Here is a 14,105-nt window from a genome sequence, read left to right as displayed (position 1 = left end):
CTGAATGTAAGATTTAAGCCACAAGTTAGGTGTTGCTTTTAAAAAAAAACACTCACTCCAGTTCAATAGAGTAAGTGCTACATAAAGATAAAAACTCCATGGAGTGCCTATTTCTGCTTCCGTGGAGTTTTTTGTTTTTTGTTTTTTCGAGGAGTTTGATAATCTTGTGGCTTCTTGGATTTTTTTAAGTCTTCGACCTGAAAGTTTTGTTCAGAAAAAATTTCCATACAAGCGGCATATGCTTCAATAACATCTCCACCCATCCCAATAAACTTGAAAATTACATCTGCTGATTCTTCTAATCCCCCTGTTCGCAACATCCCGTAAATTAACGCTCGCATTATTTTTAAATCAGATGCTGATAAATTTCTAGAAGACAATTTCCCACCACTTTTTGCAATCATCTCGTTCATATCCGACTCAAATTTTGCGTAATCATCATCGTAGATATCAGCGATATATTCCATCGTCTCCATTGTAAGTGAAATGGGGAAATCATGTCCTTTGATTGTCACTGTCGGACTTTGAGAAACAACAATGCCATAATCTGATAGTCTAGCCATTATTCTCACTCCCTACAAGCTTATCCCATTGCTCTTCGCTAAATACTGGTTGAGCTATAAATTTTTCAAAGTCTTCCGCTTTTGCGCTATCACGATTGGAATCAAAGCTTGAATACATTACATTATTATTATTTAAACCTGTAGCCACAAAATTAGCTGTGACATCATCTATCTTCGCTTCGTCCTCGGCAGTAGTATATTCTTCATCGATAACATTCGATAGTTGTGTTTTGGGATACCAAACAGCCTTTTTCCCACCATTTTCTATGTTACCTATAAAACCAAATGCAAAATATGGATATTCTCGTGCAGTGTTTTTGCCAAACGATACGCCACCCTTAGCAATCAAGCCTTTCAATTCATCCATCACATCAATTGGAATACCCACGTGATCTAATCCAAGTTCGTGTTTAGTTTCACAACTTACACGTCTAAACATTTTACTAGATGCCCACTTTTCTAGTGCTGAGCCATTCCCTTTAATCCCTAATTTCGTTGCAATAGGTAATCGTACGATTTCTGCATATTCTGGTTCAGTTGATACACTATCTCTAGTTGTCATCATAGCTATTAAGATATCGTCTAATCCTTCAAAATAAAATGTATCTTGTTTTCCCAATTAACTCATCCTTTCCACAATTCCGTTATTTTTTGTACCATTATTTTTTCAATCTGATCTTTGTTTTGCTCGAAAGTTCCGCTTGCGAAATGTTGCGCTTTTTGATTGGCTGTTCCGTTTTCTGCAAATCGCCAATAATACGCAGTACCTTCAAAAACAACTTTGACCTGTTCGTTTTCTACAACTACTTTAACTTGATCCCGCGCATGCTTTTTATTAAGTAGAGATTTAGGGATGGCTGGTAACAACTTTTCAAGATAAAATTCTGCGGCACTTGTTAGTGATTGAATCGAAATTTTAGTTGCATCTACAGATACTAATCGACCTAAATAATCAGCTTGTTCTTGAAATCCATTATTATTCGACATTTTCTATCAACCTCACATACGAAAAAAAATTCGTCACTGTGTCATCATTTTCATCACCTTGAATACTAGCAAACTCACTATAACGAATCCCATGATTTTCAAACGCTTCTTCTAACACCTTCAAATCTTCCTCTGTACTATCAGTGAAAAGCGATACTTGATAATAAGGCAGGCGTTTGAATGTTTTGCTAGAAGCGGTCTTTTTTCCCTTGCTGACCGATGAATAAACGATATAGGGATAATCTGCACCCTTTGTTGCTTTATCGCGTGTCACTGGTAAACCAGTGGATTGCATCGCTTTTTTGAAAATCGCAAAACTATTCGACATAAGCCAAACTCAACTCCATTTCTCGCTCATCCATATTGGTATAGATACGTGTAATGTTATACGTTACAGAATCAATTTTAAGAGCGTTAAACTTCTCTGTTATAGTTTTATCCCATCGAACTTTAATCCGCCTGACAACGTCTGTCTTTGCTTGCTGTGACAGATATTTTTCTTGCGAAGTCACACCGAGTTCCTCATAAAAAATTTCTCGCTTAAAATTGTATTTTGTAACTGGACGATCGTTTTTATCTGTTCCCTGTTCAATATCTAAGAGTTCAGCTTTCCATTTCATCTTGTTTTGCATCAGTTTCGGCATCATCAACCACCAGCCCTTCTTGTAAAATCAAGGGAGTTAAAGCATTAAAAGCATTTTCCATTTCAGCTTCCGGAACTTTATACAGCCAAAAAATTGATGCAATATAATAGGCAACCGACGAATTTTCGTCATCGGTTGCCCTTTTTGCGTATCTTTTTCCCATTTTTAGATAGAACTCTAAATTCGTACTATCCATTCCCTCTTCGAATTGAATATGCGATTTAAATCCTTCCAAGGTAATTTCCATAATTATTCACCTTCTGGTGGCGTACTCAAATCCAAACTATAAACTGGTGTCTCGAATGGTCCGTAAATCAACTGACCATCATTGATATGATAGATTTTGAAACCAATTTTATTTTCACGAGAAAACAATTCAGTTAATTTTTCAATTTCCATTGATCCGATAACATCTTGAATATGGAAGTAAGAGTAATTTCCAAAGTAAATCACTGGAACAGATGGATCAAATTTCTTACCTGTTTCATCGTACTTATCAGCATAATCTGTTACTTCGACAGGATAAGTGAATAATTTATAATCGAAGTCATCGTTACCAGAATCTTTTAAGATTGGATTTCCAGTGCTATCTAACATAGATTCTAATAATGTTTGTGCTGCGCGGTTAATCATCCAGCGCGCACCAGAACGCATTGCAGTTGGTAACGCATTTTTCAATTGAACTAATTTCAAGTAGTCGTTATCGCCAGTTGCCGTAAACGCTACTGCTTTTTTAGAAAGGTTCCCTGCATTATCAGGATTTGAGAAATACCAAAATGTTTCTTTGCGCAAGTAAGCTTTTTTCAATTCTTCAATTACGATTGCTTCGATATCAAAGTCTGACATATGAGTCAATTTTTTCGTTACTTTGATAATTGCGTCAAATTCGATTGGGTTTAAATAAACATCATCAAATTCGATATCCGTAAATGGAATTAAATTGTTCTCGTCACGTTCAGTTGTAACTGTGTTTGCTTCTGCTTGTTTAACTTGAACAGGGAATCCTTGTGTTCCTATTGTAGAGTGAACAGTTGCAAATTTACGCAATGGATTTTCTTCTTGTAAGTAAGAAATAATTTCTTTGTTCAATTCGTCTGGCACTAAGACTTTTCCGTTATTGAACCCTACACCCAAAGAGCGTGCTTGGTTCGGTGTGATTCGACCAGCTAAGTAGCGTAAGAATGCACTGCGTTTAGATAATTTTTTCGCTTTTTCTTCTCCTCGACTAGAAATGCCTTTCCCGATAATACCTAGCACGCGACTACGTTGTTCTTCGTCAGCTTTCGGCTCTTCGTCTGTTGGTTCAGTCACTTCGTCAACAACATCGTCTGCAGCAGCTCCCAGATCATCTACAACATCTCCAAGTTCTGTCACATCTTCTTCTGGAAGTTCTGCAATGGCGTCGGTGATTTCTTCTAACTCTGTTGTCACTTCTTCAACTTGAGTTTCGATATCTGTTAATGCATCACGTGTTAAATTTTCAACTTTCGCTTGAGCTTCTAGTTCTGATAATTTTGCTTTTAATTTACTGGCACGTTTTTCCAAAATTTTTCTCATTTTCATAGGGTAAACTCTCCAATTCGTTTTAATATTTTTTTTCGTAACTTAACTGTTTCAATTGTTTCTTCTTGGAACTTACTTCGCAAAGAAGCTTCTGTATCTTCGTATGCTGGTAGCGGAACAATGGATACTTCCCACAAATCAACATTGGTTATCCTGATTAGTGGTAACTCTCCGGAAAAATCTTCTTCTTGTCCAGTCACCCAAAAGCCAAAACTGCATTGATTGATGTCACCGCGAGACATTGACTCTTTTAAATCATTTGCAAATGTTGTATTAGGCAATGTCACTTCAAAATGAAGTCCTTTGGAATCTTCTTCAAGGACGAGTGTATTCGCACTAGAACGCCCTAACACATAGTTCCAGTCGTGATTAAACAGACAACGAACGTCCTTGTTTTGTGTCAAGGCTTCCGTAAATGCTCCAGGCGCAATCTCTTCTTCATACCAACCATCGATGTTTGTTCTTGAATTAAAAACAGACGCATAACCTTCAATTACAGTAGCTTCACTACCATCATTCAAAGTCCGCGTCTTCATGTTCTTAATATCAAAACTTCTTGTTTCTAATTTAACCAGTTGAATCACCTTCTTTCATTTTTGATTGGTTAAGCTCTGCCAAATCATCTAGTCCAACTAAATCTTTAGAAGCGTATAGTCTTGTAGACTCATCTGTATTTAACGCATCCACATTTAAATCACGTCTGCCGTCGTCTGGCGTATAAACCATACTTCGCAACAAACCTTGAACGTTTGTGATTTTTTGCGACATTGTTAAATATTTCTTGATATCTACATTTAGATTGATTCGTTTATCACTGTCGGCGCCATAAAAAAGAAACGTCAGATGTTCACAAATGTTTTGAATAATTGGATCAACGACAAACGATTTTAAATAAATCGCTGCTTTTTCTAAATCCACCTTCAGTAACGCATTGTAAGCATCTGGATCAAATCCCAAAAATTTTGCTAGTTCTGGTTTGTAAACATTCAAGTATTCAAGTATCTTCTCATCCTGAACAGGACTTTCAAACCCTTCAATGTTATAACCTTTCGATAATGGAATAATCACAGTTTTTCCCTCGTCAGGTATTTCCTCTAATGTGTCTTGAATCAGTTTTACCATTTGATTTTGCAAAGTATTTTTAGGTGAAAGGTGCGTGTCCAGTTTTAAAAGATAGGCTAACAAGCCACCTTTTTTGTATTTATCGGTGATAGCTTTTTCTGCATTCATAACACCTTCAAGCGTATTTTTAGCTAAAGCCATAAGCCCATATCCATAATTACTGGACAGACCGATATTTTTGATTTGACACACTTCATTTTGATAAAGAGTGTAGCCATCGTACTTAAAAACTTTTACGCCTTCCTCCGTAATCTCTGGCGTTATTCCCTTCATCAAATGCAAATGGTTTTTGTCTTTTACCACAAACGCTTCGCCCTGTAACAAATAAACATTGACCAACAACCGTTTAAACTCAAATCCTGTAAGATAACCGTTTGGCTTTCTCAATACCTTTTTTACATTGTTATCGATTAGGTTTACACCATTTTCGTCTTCGATTTCCCATTTTGCACAAGCGATCATGTTCGATATAGCTAACAAATAATGGTAAACATCACTAGATGACAAAATTGTTTCATCCCCTAAAACGACCTGACCAGACAAAATGGAACTGCCAAACAATTTTTTATTTAATCGCTGATTTCTTTTTTGAGCGATCCATGAACGAATTCCCAAGTTCTCACCACCTTTCGATTATTTTCCGAAGAGCGTCTTCAAGTAATCTTCATACTCGTCTTCATTTCCAACGTCCATCATCACAGTCATACTCTCTTTGTGACCAATTAAAAAAGCAACGAATCCGTCGATGTGTTCCACCGATTTTCGTTTGCTTGGCGCTTTTTGATTATTGATATTGGTAACTACTTTTGTGTTGTTGGTACACATAACAAATAATGGATTGTCAGTTTGCGCACGCCCTTGATCCACAAGCGATTCAAAATCGTCAATGACTTCATTCATTACACTTGGATATTGGCCAACTTCTACGCAATTAAATCCATTTAATTCAAATCGCTCAACTAATTTCTCAGCCATTGCTGGATCATAATTGATTTGTTGAATATCTAGTTCTAATTCTTCGTACATATCCATGACATAATCAAATACGGCATCTTGGTCTATCGTTCGACCTTCGCACAAAGTGACAAACCCAAGTTCAGCATAATGTCGATACGGTACATTTCGTTGTTTTTCTTTCTCGTCAATGCCGTGCGTTGGAATAAAATACATCTGTTTGATCTTGATGATGTTATTCCCCTCATCATCGTATGTCGGAACATTAATAGACACACAAGTTAAGTCAGTAGTTCTTGATAAATCAATACCGATGAAAGCTTGCTGCCCTGAAATATCACCTAAGTCTTTCACAAGACAATCTTCAATTTGTTGCTTATCAAAATAACTTTCAGCATAGTTGACAAACACATCCAAGTGCTTAGACAAGAACTCGGCTTTTCGGAATGGGTTACGCTTGGCATCTTTGTATTCACCACGTAAGAAATCAAGAGAGACGCTAATTCCAATGTTTGGATTTACTAATTTCCAAACCTCTTCATCTTCCCAATCGTAACCTTTGTTCGGTTCGTAGATCATTACAAACCAATCATCGTCATTATCATTTTCAAGAATATTTTTACTGTCGTGATAAATCTGAACACCTAACGCACCACTGTTTTTACCAGCTGTCGAACAAACTAAAATAAGTGGTTCTGGTTGAGAAATCTGACCAGACTTCAAACCATCGTAGCGTGAAGTATCTTCCCACTCGTGAACTTCATCGGCAACAACGATATAAGTATTTTTACCATCAACTTTTTCTCTTTTCGAAAGCACACGAAAATTATTTTGATATCTAAACTCATCCTCAAAGAAAGAATAGTTGATTGTTGTCACTTTCTTTTCTTTTCGATAAACGCGAGTACCGTCCAGCAATTCATTATCATTTTCGATAACTGTTGCCAGCGGATGAGCAACGTTTTGTGCCTGGTCAAAATCAGCAGCAAGACAATAGAATTGCGCACCCTTAACGCCTTCACCATACATTCCGTAAAGAACAGGTGCGCCCTCCATCAATGATTTACCATTTTTCTTTGGTACTTGAAGGTATGCTTTTCTTACAACACGAACATTTCTTTGCCACTGATCACTCCATTTTTGCCAACCATAAATATTGCTGAAATTAAATTTCTGCCAATCTTCTAAAATCAATGGCTGCCCTGCCCATTCACCTGTCGAATGTTTATAAAACATTTCAGTGAACATAAGCATGGAGTTCGCTTTTTCCAAATCAAAAAAGATATCCTTTCGTTTCTTCCACTTGTTGTATCTTTTGACAGCCAAGTGAATTGAATCAGGATATCTTTCTTTATGTCGTCTAACAGACTTTGCGAATTTGTCGGCATAATTGACATTCATATCAATCATTGATTGCCACCCCGCATTTGTTTAAATTGAACTAATCTATTTTTTGGTTGGGTTACTGCAGTTTCTTTTTCAGCCTCAGCTACTTTCTTTTTATTTTCAGAGGCTAACAAATCAACCCAATCCAATTCTTTGTTTTTCATATCTAAACCAAGTTGATTTAAGAGCTTCGTTTTCTTTTCACTCCAAACTTCGACTTGTTGTGCCAATGGATGCTTAATTTCATTCTTTGCACCATTTTTATTTGTATGAACTTTTGTTGATTTAAAGCCTGTTTCCTTCCACTCTAAATACTTGATATGATAGACTTCACACGCGTCCAGATAAACTTCAATTAGAGGATGAAGTGCTGGTGTGTATTTCCCTAAAGATTTTAATATTTCTTCAATACGTTTTTTCTCAAAATCCTTATACTCTTGGGCTTCATCAAGTATTTTTTGACGTTTTGACTTTCTTCCCAACAAATTCACCCCCCTTTACTTTTTGAAATTTGTCCGGAGGTGTCTGTAAGAGTCCCCTACCCTATCCCCACGCCGAAAAATTTTTTTGAAATTGAACGGGGGGCTTAAAAATATTTCGCGGGATCAAAATTTCTTCGCAAGTTTTTTTCTTTTGCGTCTTTTGGGTTATATTCGACTTTTGGATGACAAGATGAACAAACTAATCGACAATTGTCTTCGTCTAATCTTTTTTCTGGTTGTAACCAGATAGGTTCAATGTGGTCAACTTGACTGTCACGACCAAAGACAGGTTTGCCACAGATTGTACATTTGTAACCATCACGAAAGCGCACATAGTCAGCTAATGATTTCCATGCTTGCGTTTTGTAGAATGATTTATTCTTAGAATAGAAACGCTTCTCGTAGACTTTCTTACGCTTATGCTCGTCGCAATACTGCCCTTGATTTACGAGGGTACGACAGCCCTCCTGACGGCAATACTTAGCCATGGGATTTCATAGTGGTGGTTTTAGTTTCAGGATCCCACACCTCAACCCCAAATGGCGTAGCACGCTCATAGACCATAGCAGCCTCCTTTGCAGTATCCTCTTCTGTGTTAGTAGTTTGTTCAGTCACTAAGTCTTTAGTTCCTTTTTCTTTTTCAACAACAACTTCTGTTTGTTCTTCATCACTAACAACTTCTTCAACGTTTTCTTCTTTTTTCTTTTTAGCCATTTTGATTCTCTCCTTTGTAGTTTGTTAAAATAATTTCACAACCCATTTTTTCATACCAATTTACAGTCTCTTTTAAATTAGGCAATGTGTGTGACAATAACGTTATTGTCAAAAATTCACAATCAGAAAGTTCGTTTCCAATTCTGACATACACATGATTGCCATTCCAATTTTCACGAAAAGGACTGTTCTCTGCTTCAATTGCTTGTTTGTAAACATTACCCATTCCAGCTTCTACATCTAGCTTGAGTGCTGCTTCATGAAAGTCATTCATTTGTTTTCTCTCCTCTCAATCAATCGCAACAACTACTTCTTCCTTTGAAAAGCAATAACATCTTTTGAGCAGGTTCAGTTGTAACCAAGAAACAATCACCAGTTTCCCATCATCTGTTTTGTATTTAGTAATGTAGTGATGCATATGCTCTCAACTCCTTTCAAAATAAAAAAGCCTAGTATAAACTAAGCTTTATCATTATCACTTTGTTCAATTTCAATCATAGAAATAAATTTTTTCCCGTTCTCATTAAGTGTTACTTTATCGTACATATTCACAAAAAATCCACTAACGGTTTGTGGCTTAATTACAACTTTATCAATCAATGATAACTGATTCCATACTGAAATTATTTCGCTAGTAAAGATATTATCTACTGTGTTGTTATATAAATTTAATCCGTCAGTTAAGAGCTTATCTTTGTTTTTTAGAATATAATTTAATGCTGAAAGATTTTCATATTTAAATTCAGTCAATTCTTCATACCTTCTCTGTTTTTCATCAGATAAATCTCCTAAATGTTTCTCTTTTTCTAATTCTTGTAATTTTTCATCTAAAATATCAGATTTTATTTTTTTGTTTGTTAACTTTTTCTTAACATAACTAAATCTGTATTCCCCTATAAAGTTATCTTTAGTAGATGATAGCTCTTTCTGCATATCGATAACCTCAGTCTGTCGAGAAACTAATTGCGATGATAAGTTCGAATTTTCTCCTTTTAGCCTTTCAATTTCCGAAAGATAACTACCTTTTATCCATCCTTCTAAATTTTCTGATTGTTTATTGGCAATTCTATTTATTGCCTTAAAAACTTCAGCTTCTATCTGTTCTATGGTATTAATTTCCGAAACAATTTTACTTTTAACTTTATCTCTGAAATTGACAAGTTTCGGAGTATTATATTCTAAATCTGTACCTTTGATTAAACCTTTTTCCACTTTATTATCCAGATAATCTTGTGTTAAAACTAAAGAAAATCTTGGCTTATTTAATTCTTTTGCCTTATCATATTCCCATTCAGTATAGCTTTTTCCATCCGAATCCAAAGAACCATATCGTCCACCTAAAATCAAGACGTATATATCAGAATTATTTATCCACTCTTCAATTAGCTCTTTTTGAGTCTCATCCCCAGCATGGAATAATTCCATACCAGCAGGAATATGTCCAGCGCTTAATATTGCTTCTACAACCTTCTGTCTTTCTTCTTTTAAATCTAAGTATGTTGAAGATATAAAAACTTGATATTTTTTCTCCAAAATAGACACCTCTCTTTTTTATAATTATATCAATGATTATGAAAAAGAGATATGGGACTTATATTTTAGACAGCAACCCATTAAAATAGATAAGAGGAATATGTTTTAATGGGTTGGTTGCTGTCTATCTGTTAAAGAAGAGCTATTTGTTGACTGAAACAAAATAAACGATGTTCTTTTTATTTTTGTTTTTGTGAGTAGTCTTCAAAAACTCTCTGTAAAACAATTCAATCAGTCGAAAATAATGACAGTTAAAGTAGTTTGACTTTTCACGCTGATTGATTGTTTTGTGTCGTTTTATTTAATCTTTCGACACTATCATAATAAAACATTTAACAGGTATATGAAGTGTACAAAAAGTGTATAAAAAGGGTAGTAAATAGGTATAAAAAGTGTAAAAACTGGCTACTTAAAAGCAACCAGTTCCAACGCCGAAGCAAATTGCACGATAATCATGTTCGATTCTTGCTTCACTGATTCTTCACTCATGAGATTTCTTTGAGCTGTTAGATAAATTGGATTGCCGTTAATATAACGATCATAGAATATTCTCTTTCTTCTCTCTGTGACATCTGGCTTGTGCGGATGTTGAATAGCTGAATAACCACGAATAAACAACTTATGAAGATAAATGAACTCTTCTTGTGCTTCTTCTTTATCAATCAGCATTTGTTCGGCTTCAAACGTGCTGTTTGCTGTTGACGGCGGAACCAAAGAAAACGATGCTGTTACTTTTGGCTCACGTGGTTGACCTATTCTGCACCTAGCTGAAAGATACGCTGAAAGAAAAACACTCACATTATGTTTTGTACGCTCCATATCAACATCTTTCGCACTTGGCGTTTCGTATTTACTTACATCGAAAAGTACCATTCATTGATTCCTCCTGTGGTATAATAAACTTGTCGAATTTATTAAACGAGTCGGAGGAATCCGGCTTTTTTTATTTACCTTGTAAGCTTCTGCCTAAAGATGCTATGGCATTACCAGCTCCTTCTGCTATCTCTTCTTTTAGCATTTCGTCCATTATTTCTTCCTCCTAGTAATACCCGATTTTCTGCACTTTGTGTTCTGGACACTTGCCAAAACTTTGAGTAGCCAAAAGGTCAAAATTTGGCTTTTTTCGTTTTGAATCAATGCTCTTTTTATGGACAAGATAACGATGTCCTTTTACATCTTCAACGACTACTGTATTTTCTAGTTCGCTAACGATTTTGCCTTTGATTCTTTCACCGTAAATTGAAATATATTCCACGATTTACACCTCATCCCTTTTCAAAAATTCTCTTAAACTATGAAGACCTTTGCCTCTTTTTCTCGTCTTCCTAACAATCCAAGTTCCAGTTGTACCCCAATAGTCAACTACACCTCTATCAGTTTCGATAGCGAATTGGTGGTTCGCTGGATAATGTGTGAATGGATAATCTAAGCGCTCAATATTTTTGCTAGCGCTATTGCCCATTCGAGCCACATGTTTTTTATGCTTTTCTTTCAAAATCGGCTTAATATCTCGCCAATATTCACCCATGTCACCCATCATTTACATTCCTCTCAGATTTACTTTGTTTTTTATATTGCTTAGTCAGTCCAAACCGCCGTTTTAATTTCTCAATCCAAGAATTTGATATTCCGTAATATTCAAGAAGTGCCTCATTACCGCCCTCTTCAAAAATTCTTGTGAACTCTTCTTGTTCCACTTTGTGTTTTGCTTTATTTCGTTTTTTACGAGTTGTTTTAGGCTTTCTTGTTTTAATCAAAGCAATTTGTATTTCTTCGAGATGCCTACCCCTAACAACGCTCACAAAATCTCTTGTACATCTATGCTTAGACATCACATCAACTTGATTCATGCCTGATTTGATTGATTGAAGAATTTCTTCTTCGATTTGTGGATTTCTGTCTAAATATTTGCTAACACGTTGTTTAAGAGGAAGATCCCTTTCATGTTCTGGGATATATTCGGGGTCTAGTATATTCAATAACGAATCCCGTTCTTGACGGAGTTTCTCAGAGTCTTCCCAATGATTTATACTCGTTAAAAAAACGAGACGTTTCCTAGCCAGTTTTTTCTGCTCTTTCGTGTACATAGTGTCACCTCACTAAAATCGTTCTTCTTTGAACGTCTTTCGGTATTTCTTAGCTAAAATCAAAGGGATTTGATACTTCTGACAAAATAGCTTCGCTTTTAGCTTAAAGTCTTTAGTCTGCATCCCTTTTACGTCAACAACCTTGACCAACTTGCCATTTTTATAAAATGTGAAGTCTGGTACATATTCAATCTTTCGATATTTTTTGCCTTCGAGTTCGAATTTTGGCAATAACTCAAATCGTTCTTGAAGTTTTAACTCCCAGCCCTCCGCTTGCGCTTGCCAGACTGCTAAATCGTAGTATTCTGCTTCTGCTTTAGAATCAAACTTTATCCCTCGATGGATTGTCTTCGTGTTTCTGTATTTATTCATGACTTGCTCCTCAAATAGGCTTTTAATCCGTTGATTACTTCATCCAATTTCAAAGACAAATACTTATTTTTTCTAAATGCTGTTCGATCTACATACGCACAGTAATAAAATCTAAGTCTTTGCCAATTGAAATGATTTTCGGTTAACTTATTTTTATTTACATAAACTTCTTTATAAACTGTTCTCAATTCTTCTTTTTCATCAGATGTTCTTGCTTTTTCACCTAGTACGCTGATTAGTTGCAATAAATCCATTTGAGCCTCCTAAAAGGGCACATCTATTTCTTCGTGAGAATCGTTTTTAGGCTTTTTAACCACTTCACTACCTTTTGCCCATTCAGGTAGTTTCTCACGCCTCACGTTGCGCCTGTAGCCATTTTGTGGCGCTTGTTGCTTAAACTCTTTCTTAGCCCAATTTCTAATCGTTGCTAAATAGTTTTTATAGCTCTTGCCAGTAGATGCACAGTATTCTGACAGTCTGTCAATTCGTTCTTGATAATCATCTGGAAACTCTGTTTTGAGTTTCTCCATTTCGTCATCTGACAAAAGAACATTTTTATATTCTCCGTATTTATGTCGGGCGGGCTTAGCCTTCGATTTTTTCGAAGGCGATAGCTCTTCCCTATATTCTTTTGTATTATTAACTGTATTATTAATAGATGTATTATTATCTTTGACTTTTTCGTCAATAGGGGTATTGCGTTTTTTGTCAATAGGGTGTTGATTAATTCGTAGGTACCTATTGATTATTTGATTGGTACCCTCTTTATAAATGATCTCCCTAGTCAGATATCCATACTTGATTAAGTCGCTGATCCAGCGAGATGCAGTTTCTTTATTGACTCCATAAAGTTCTGCAAAATAATCGTTACTCGCCCAACAGAAACCTTTCTCGTTACACAGGGCAGTTATCTCTCCATACAAGAGTTTGGTGTTGGGTTTAAGCCGCTGATCGTACCTGATATCCGCTGGTATGATCGCATAGTAGCTTCTGTGTTCCATTATGTTTATCCCCCAATTTTCAGCTTTTTGATCGTTTCTTGATTTAGCTTAATACCTTTGATTTGATACTTATTTTTAAAATTAATGATTCCGATTTGATGTTTCTCTGTGTGATGTGTTCTGCAGAGTGCTGCAAATGTGTATTCTGAATGATCGACTTCTTTGCGTTTTCTTCTTCCTAATGCTTTATCAAAGTGATCAATATCAGCTCCTGTTTTGCCACAAATACAACAAACTCTTTTCGTAATACATTTGTAGAAGTAGTATTCTTGATTTGCTGGTAAAATTTCATAACCTTCTTTAAACGGGATGTGATGTTCAAAAATAAAGTCTAGGATAATGTTCGCTAAAATATTTACGTCACTGACTGTCGTGCTCGATTCATCTTTCAAGCTTATTTTTCGTCCTGTGACACCTTCAAAACGGAAATAGAAGAACTCCTTCCAAAAATCCGTTGGCATCCCTGTTTCAATGAAAATGTCCCCTATCAGCGCATAAACGAAATTTCGTTGTTGCACCGTAAACCTTCGTGGATCAATGAATCTGATTTCGATTATTCGATCGCCATCGTAACCGTCATACATTGTTTTCAATCGTTCAAGATTTACTTCTTCGTTGATAGTTGCTCCAATATCTTTCCCTTTAAATCGTTTCAAAACTGCTGAATACGAATCGATAAGCGGTTGAAACATTTACA

The 14,105-nt window shown here is 35.9% G+C and carries 24 protein-coding genes; all 24 read right to left on the bottom strand.

From position 1 onward, the window contains the following. Positions 1-107: 107 nt before the first annotated feature. The gene (locus tag AC4BC3_RS04195) at positions 108-563 is read right to left on the bottom strand and encodes a hypothetical protein (protein ID WP_490467058.1); all 456 of its coding nucleotides are present in this window, start codon (positions 561-563) and stop codon (positions 108-110) included. Next, on the bottom strand, positions 556-1,182 hold the full coding sequence (locus AC4BC3_RS04190) for a major tail protein (protein ID WP_490467057.1): 627 nt from the start codon (positions 1,180-1,182) through the stop codon (positions 556-558). Before AC4BC3_RS04190 ends, AC4BC3_RS04195 begins: the two co-directional genes overlap by 8 nt. 5 nt (positions 1,183-1,187) lie before the next feature. After that, positions 1,188-1,550 (bottom strand): HK97-gp10 family putative phage morphogenesis protein, encoded by a 363-nt coding sequence (locus AC4BC3_RS04185; RefSeq protein WP_490467056.1) that lies wholly within the window; start codon positions 1,548-1,550, stop codon positions 1,188-1,190. Beyond that, a complete protein-coding gene (locus AC4BC3_RS04180) occupies positions 1,540-1,878 on the bottom strand; it encodes a hypothetical protein (protein WP_490467055.1) in 339 nt (112 codons plus the stop codon). Before AC4BC3_RS04180 ends, AC4BC3_RS04185 begins: the two co-directional genes overlap by 11 nt. Next, on the bottom strand, positions 1,868-2,194 hold the full coding sequence (locus tag AC4BC3_RS04175; RefSeq protein WP_490467285.1) for a phage head closure protein: 327 nt from the start codon (positions 2,192-2,194) through the stop codon (positions 1,868-1,870). The genes AC4BC3_RS04180 and AC4BC3_RS04175 overlap by 11 nt, the downstream gene beginning before the upstream one ends. Continuing rightward, positions 2,154-2,441, bottom strand: a complete 288-nt coding sequence (locus AC4BC3_RS04170; RefSeq protein ID WP_490467054.1) for a phage gp6-like head-tail connector protein — start codon at positions 2,439-2,441, stop codon at positions 2,154-2,156. The genes AC4BC3_RS04175 and AC4BC3_RS04170 overlap by 41 nt, the downstream gene beginning before the upstream one ends. A 2-nt stretch (positions 2,442-2,443) precedes the next feature. Beyond that, positions 2,444-3,757 (bottom strand): phage major capsid protein, encoded by a 1,314-nt coding sequence (locus tag AC4BC3_RS04165; RefSeq protein ID WP_490467053.1) that lies wholly within the window; start codon positions 3,755-3,757, stop codon positions 2,444-2,446. Beyond that, positions 3,754-4,341, bottom strand: a complete 588-nt coding sequence (locus tag AC4BC3_RS04160) for an HK97 family phage prohead protease (protein WP_490467052.1) — start codon at positions 4,339-4,341, stop codon at positions 3,754-3,756. The genes AC4BC3_RS04165 and AC4BC3_RS04160 overlap by 4 nt, the downstream gene beginning before the upstream one ends. Then, positions 4,325-5,494 carry a phage portal protein gene (locus tag AC4BC3_RS04155; protein ID WP_490467051.1) on the bottom strand — a complete coding sequence of 390 codons (1,170 nt, stop codon included), beginning with the start codon at positions 5,492-5,494 and terminating at the stop codon, positions 4,325-4,327. The genes AC4BC3_RS04160 and AC4BC3_RS04155 overlap by 17 nt, the downstream gene beginning before the upstream one ends. Before the next feature lie 18 nt (positions 5,495-5,512). Next, entirely contained in the window at positions 5,513-7,243 is a 1,731-nt protein-coding gene (locus AC4BC3_RS04150; RefSeq protein WP_490467050.1) for a terminase large subunit, read from the bottom strand. Continuing rightward, complete coding sequence (locus AC4BC3_RS04145) at positions 7,240-7,710, bottom strand: P27 family phage terminase small subunit (protein WP_490467049.1); 471 nt, start codon at positions 7,708-7,710, stop codon at positions 7,240-7,242. Before AC4BC3_RS04145 ends, AC4BC3_RS04150 begins: the two co-directional genes overlap by 4 nt. A gap of 95 nt (positions 7,711-7,805) precedes the next feature. After that, positions 7,806-8,189 carry an HNH endonuclease gene (locus tag AC4BC3_RS04140; RefSeq protein ID WP_490467048.1) on the bottom strand — a complete coding sequence of 128 codons (384 nt, stop codon included), beginning with the start codon at positions 8,187-8,189 and terminating at the stop codon, positions 7,806-7,808. Continuing rightward, entirely contained in the window at positions 8,182-8,415 is a 234-nt protein-coding gene (locus AC4BC3_RS04135) for a hypothetical protein (protein ID WP_490467047.1), read from the bottom strand. The genes AC4BC3_RS04140 and AC4BC3_RS04135 overlap by 8 nt, the downstream gene beginning before the upstream one ends. After that, positions 8,408-8,689 carry a hypothetical protein gene (locus tag AC4BC3_RS04130; protein WP_490467046.1) on the bottom strand — a complete coding sequence of 94 codons (282 nt, stop codon included), beginning with the start codon at positions 8,687-8,689 and terminating at the stop codon, positions 8,408-8,410. Before AC4BC3_RS04130 ends, AC4BC3_RS04135 begins: the two co-directional genes overlap by 8 nt. Positions 8,690-8,704: 15 nt before the next feature. Beyond that, positions 8,705-8,833 carry a hypothetical protein gene (locus AC4BC3_RS04125; protein WP_490467045.1) on the bottom strand — a complete coding sequence of 43 codons (129 nt, stop codon included), beginning with the start codon at positions 8,831-8,833 and terminating at the stop codon, positions 8,705-8,707. A 41-nt stretch (positions 8,834-8,874) separates the two neighbouring features. Beyond that, positions 8,875-9,948 carry a DUF4062 domain-containing protein gene (locus tag AC4BC3_RS04120; protein WP_490467044.1) on the bottom strand — a complete coding sequence of 358 codons (1,074 nt, stop codon included), beginning with the start codon at positions 9,946-9,948 and terminating at the stop codon, positions 8,875-8,877. A 405-nt stretch (positions 9,949-10,353) separates the two neighbouring features. Next, positions 10,354-10,821 (bottom strand): ArpU family phage packaging/lysis transcriptional regulator, encoded by a 468-nt coding sequence (locus AC4BC3_RS04115; RefSeq protein WP_490467043.1) that lies wholly within the window; start codon positions 10,819-10,821, stop codon positions 10,354-10,356. 166 nt (positions 10,822-10,987) lie between these two features. Further along, on the bottom strand, positions 10,988-11,203 hold the full coding sequence (locus AC4BC3_RS04110; RefSeq protein WP_490467042.1) for a hypothetical protein: 216 nt from the start codon (positions 11,201-11,203) through the stop codon (positions 10,988-10,990). Between the two features lie 3 nt (positions 11,204-11,206). Then, positions 11,207-11,488, bottom strand: a complete 282-nt coding sequence (locus AC4BC3_RS04105; RefSeq protein WP_490467041.1) for a hypothetical protein — start codon at positions 11,486-11,488, stop codon at positions 11,207-11,209. Then, entirely contained in the window at positions 11,478-12,035 is a 558-nt protein-coding gene (locus AC4BC3_RS04100; RefSeq protein WP_490467040.1) for a hypothetical protein, read from the bottom strand. Before AC4BC3_RS04100 ends, AC4BC3_RS04105 begins: the two co-directional genes overlap by 11 nt. Before the next feature lie 12 nt (positions 12,036-12,047). Then, the gene (locus AC4BC3_RS04095) at positions 12,048-12,407 is read right to left on the bottom strand and encodes a DUF1064 domain-containing protein (RefSeq protein ID WP_490467039.1); all 360 of its coding nucleotides are present in this window, start codon (positions 12,405-12,407) and stop codon (positions 12,048-12,050) included. Further along, a complete protein-coding gene (locus AC4BC3_RS04090; protein WP_490467038.1) occupies positions 12,404-12,661 on the bottom strand; it encodes a hypothetical protein in 258 nt (85 codons plus the stop codon). Before AC4BC3_RS04090 ends, AC4BC3_RS04095 begins: the two co-directional genes overlap by 4 nt. Before the next feature lie 9 nt (positions 12,662-12,670). Continuing rightward, positions 12,671-13,411, bottom strand: coding sequence for a helix-turn-helix domain-containing protein (locus AC4BC3_RS04085; protein ID WP_490467284.1), 741 nt, complete (start codon positions 13,409-13,411; stop codon positions 12,671-12,673). A 2-nt stretch (positions 13,412-13,413) separates the two neighbouring features. Then, complete coding sequence (locus tag AC4BC3_RS04080) at positions 13,414-14,100, bottom strand: putative HNHc nuclease (protein ID WP_490467037.1); 687 nt, start codon at positions 14,098-14,100, stop codon at positions 13,414-13,416. Positions 14,101-14,105 lie beyond the last annotated feature (5 nt).

It is taken from the genome of Enterococcus sp. AAFC-DPL-6103 (assembly GCF_058216595.1).
The sequence above is the reverse complement of the archived record's forward strand: the minus strand, read 5'-3'. Positions and strand labels throughout refer to the sequence as shown.

Coding starts and splice junctions, on each gene's coding strand:
- AC4BC3_RS04195 (WP_490467058.1), bottom strand. CDS start 563: ATGGCTAGACTATCAGATTATGGCATTGTTGTTTCTCAAAGTCCGACA.
- AC4BC3_RS04185 (WP_490467056.1), bottom strand. CDS start 1,550: ATGTCGAATAATAATGGATTTCAAGAACAAGCTGATTATTTAGGTCGA.
- AC4BC3_RS04180 (WP_490467055.1), bottom strand. CDS start 1,878: ATGTCGAATAGTTTTGCGATTTTCAAAAAAGCGATGCAATCCACTGGT.
- AC4BC3_RS04175 (WP_490467285.1), bottom strand. CDS start 2,194: ATGCCGAAACTGATGCAAAACAAGATGAAATGGAAAGCTGAACTCTTA.
- AC4BC3_RS04170 (WP_490467054.1), bottom strand. CDS start 2,441: ATGGAAATTACCTTGGAAGGATTTAAATCGCATATTCAATTCGAAGAG.
- AC4BC3_RS04165 (WP_490467053.1), bottom strand. CDS start 3,757: ATGAAAATGAGAAAAATTTTGGAAAAACGTGCCAGTAAATTAAAAGCA.
- AC4BC3_RS04150 (WP_490467050.1), bottom strand. CDS start 7,243: ATGATTGATATGAATGTCAATTATGCCGACAAATTCGCAAAGTCTGTT.
- AC4BC3_RS04140 (WP_490467048.1), bottom strand. CDS start 8,189: ATGGCTAAGTATTGCCGTCAGGAGGGCTGTCGTACCCTCGTAAATCAA.
- AC4BC3_RS04135 (WP_490467047.1), bottom strand. CDS start 8,415: ATGGCTAAAAAGAAAAAAGAAGAAAACGTTGAAGAAGTTGTTAGTGAT.
- AC4BC3_RS04130 (WP_490467046.1), bottom strand. CDS start 8,689: ATGAATGACTTTCATGAAGCAGCACTCAAGCTAGATGTAGAAGCTGGA.
- AC4BC3_RS04125 (WP_490467045.1), bottom strand. CDS start 8,833: ATGCATCACTACATTACTAAATACAAAACAGATGATGGGAAACTGGTG.
- AC4BC3_RS04115 (WP_490467043.1), bottom strand. CDS start 10,821: ATGGTACTTTTCGATGTAAGTAAATACGAAACGCCAAGTGCGAAAGAT.
- AC4BC3_RS04105 (WP_490467041.1), bottom strand. CDS start 11,488: ATGATGGGTGACATGGGTGAATATTGGCGAGATATTAAGCCGATTTTG.
- AC4BC3_RS04100 (WP_490467040.1), bottom strand. CDS start 12,035: ATGTACACGAAAGAGCAGAAAAAACTGGCTAGGAAACGTCTCGTTTTT.
- AC4BC3_RS04095 (WP_490467039.1), bottom strand. CDS start 12,407: ATGAATAAATACAGAAACACGAAGACAATCCATCGAGGGATAAAGTTT.
- AC4BC3_RS04090 (WP_490467038.1), bottom strand. CDS start 12,661: ATGGATTTATTGCAACTAATCAGCGTACTAGGTGAAAAAGCAAGAACA.
- AC4BC3_RS04080 (WP_490467037.1), bottom strand. CDS start 14,100: ATGTTTCAACCGCTTATCGATTCGTATTCAGCAGTTTTGAAACGATTT.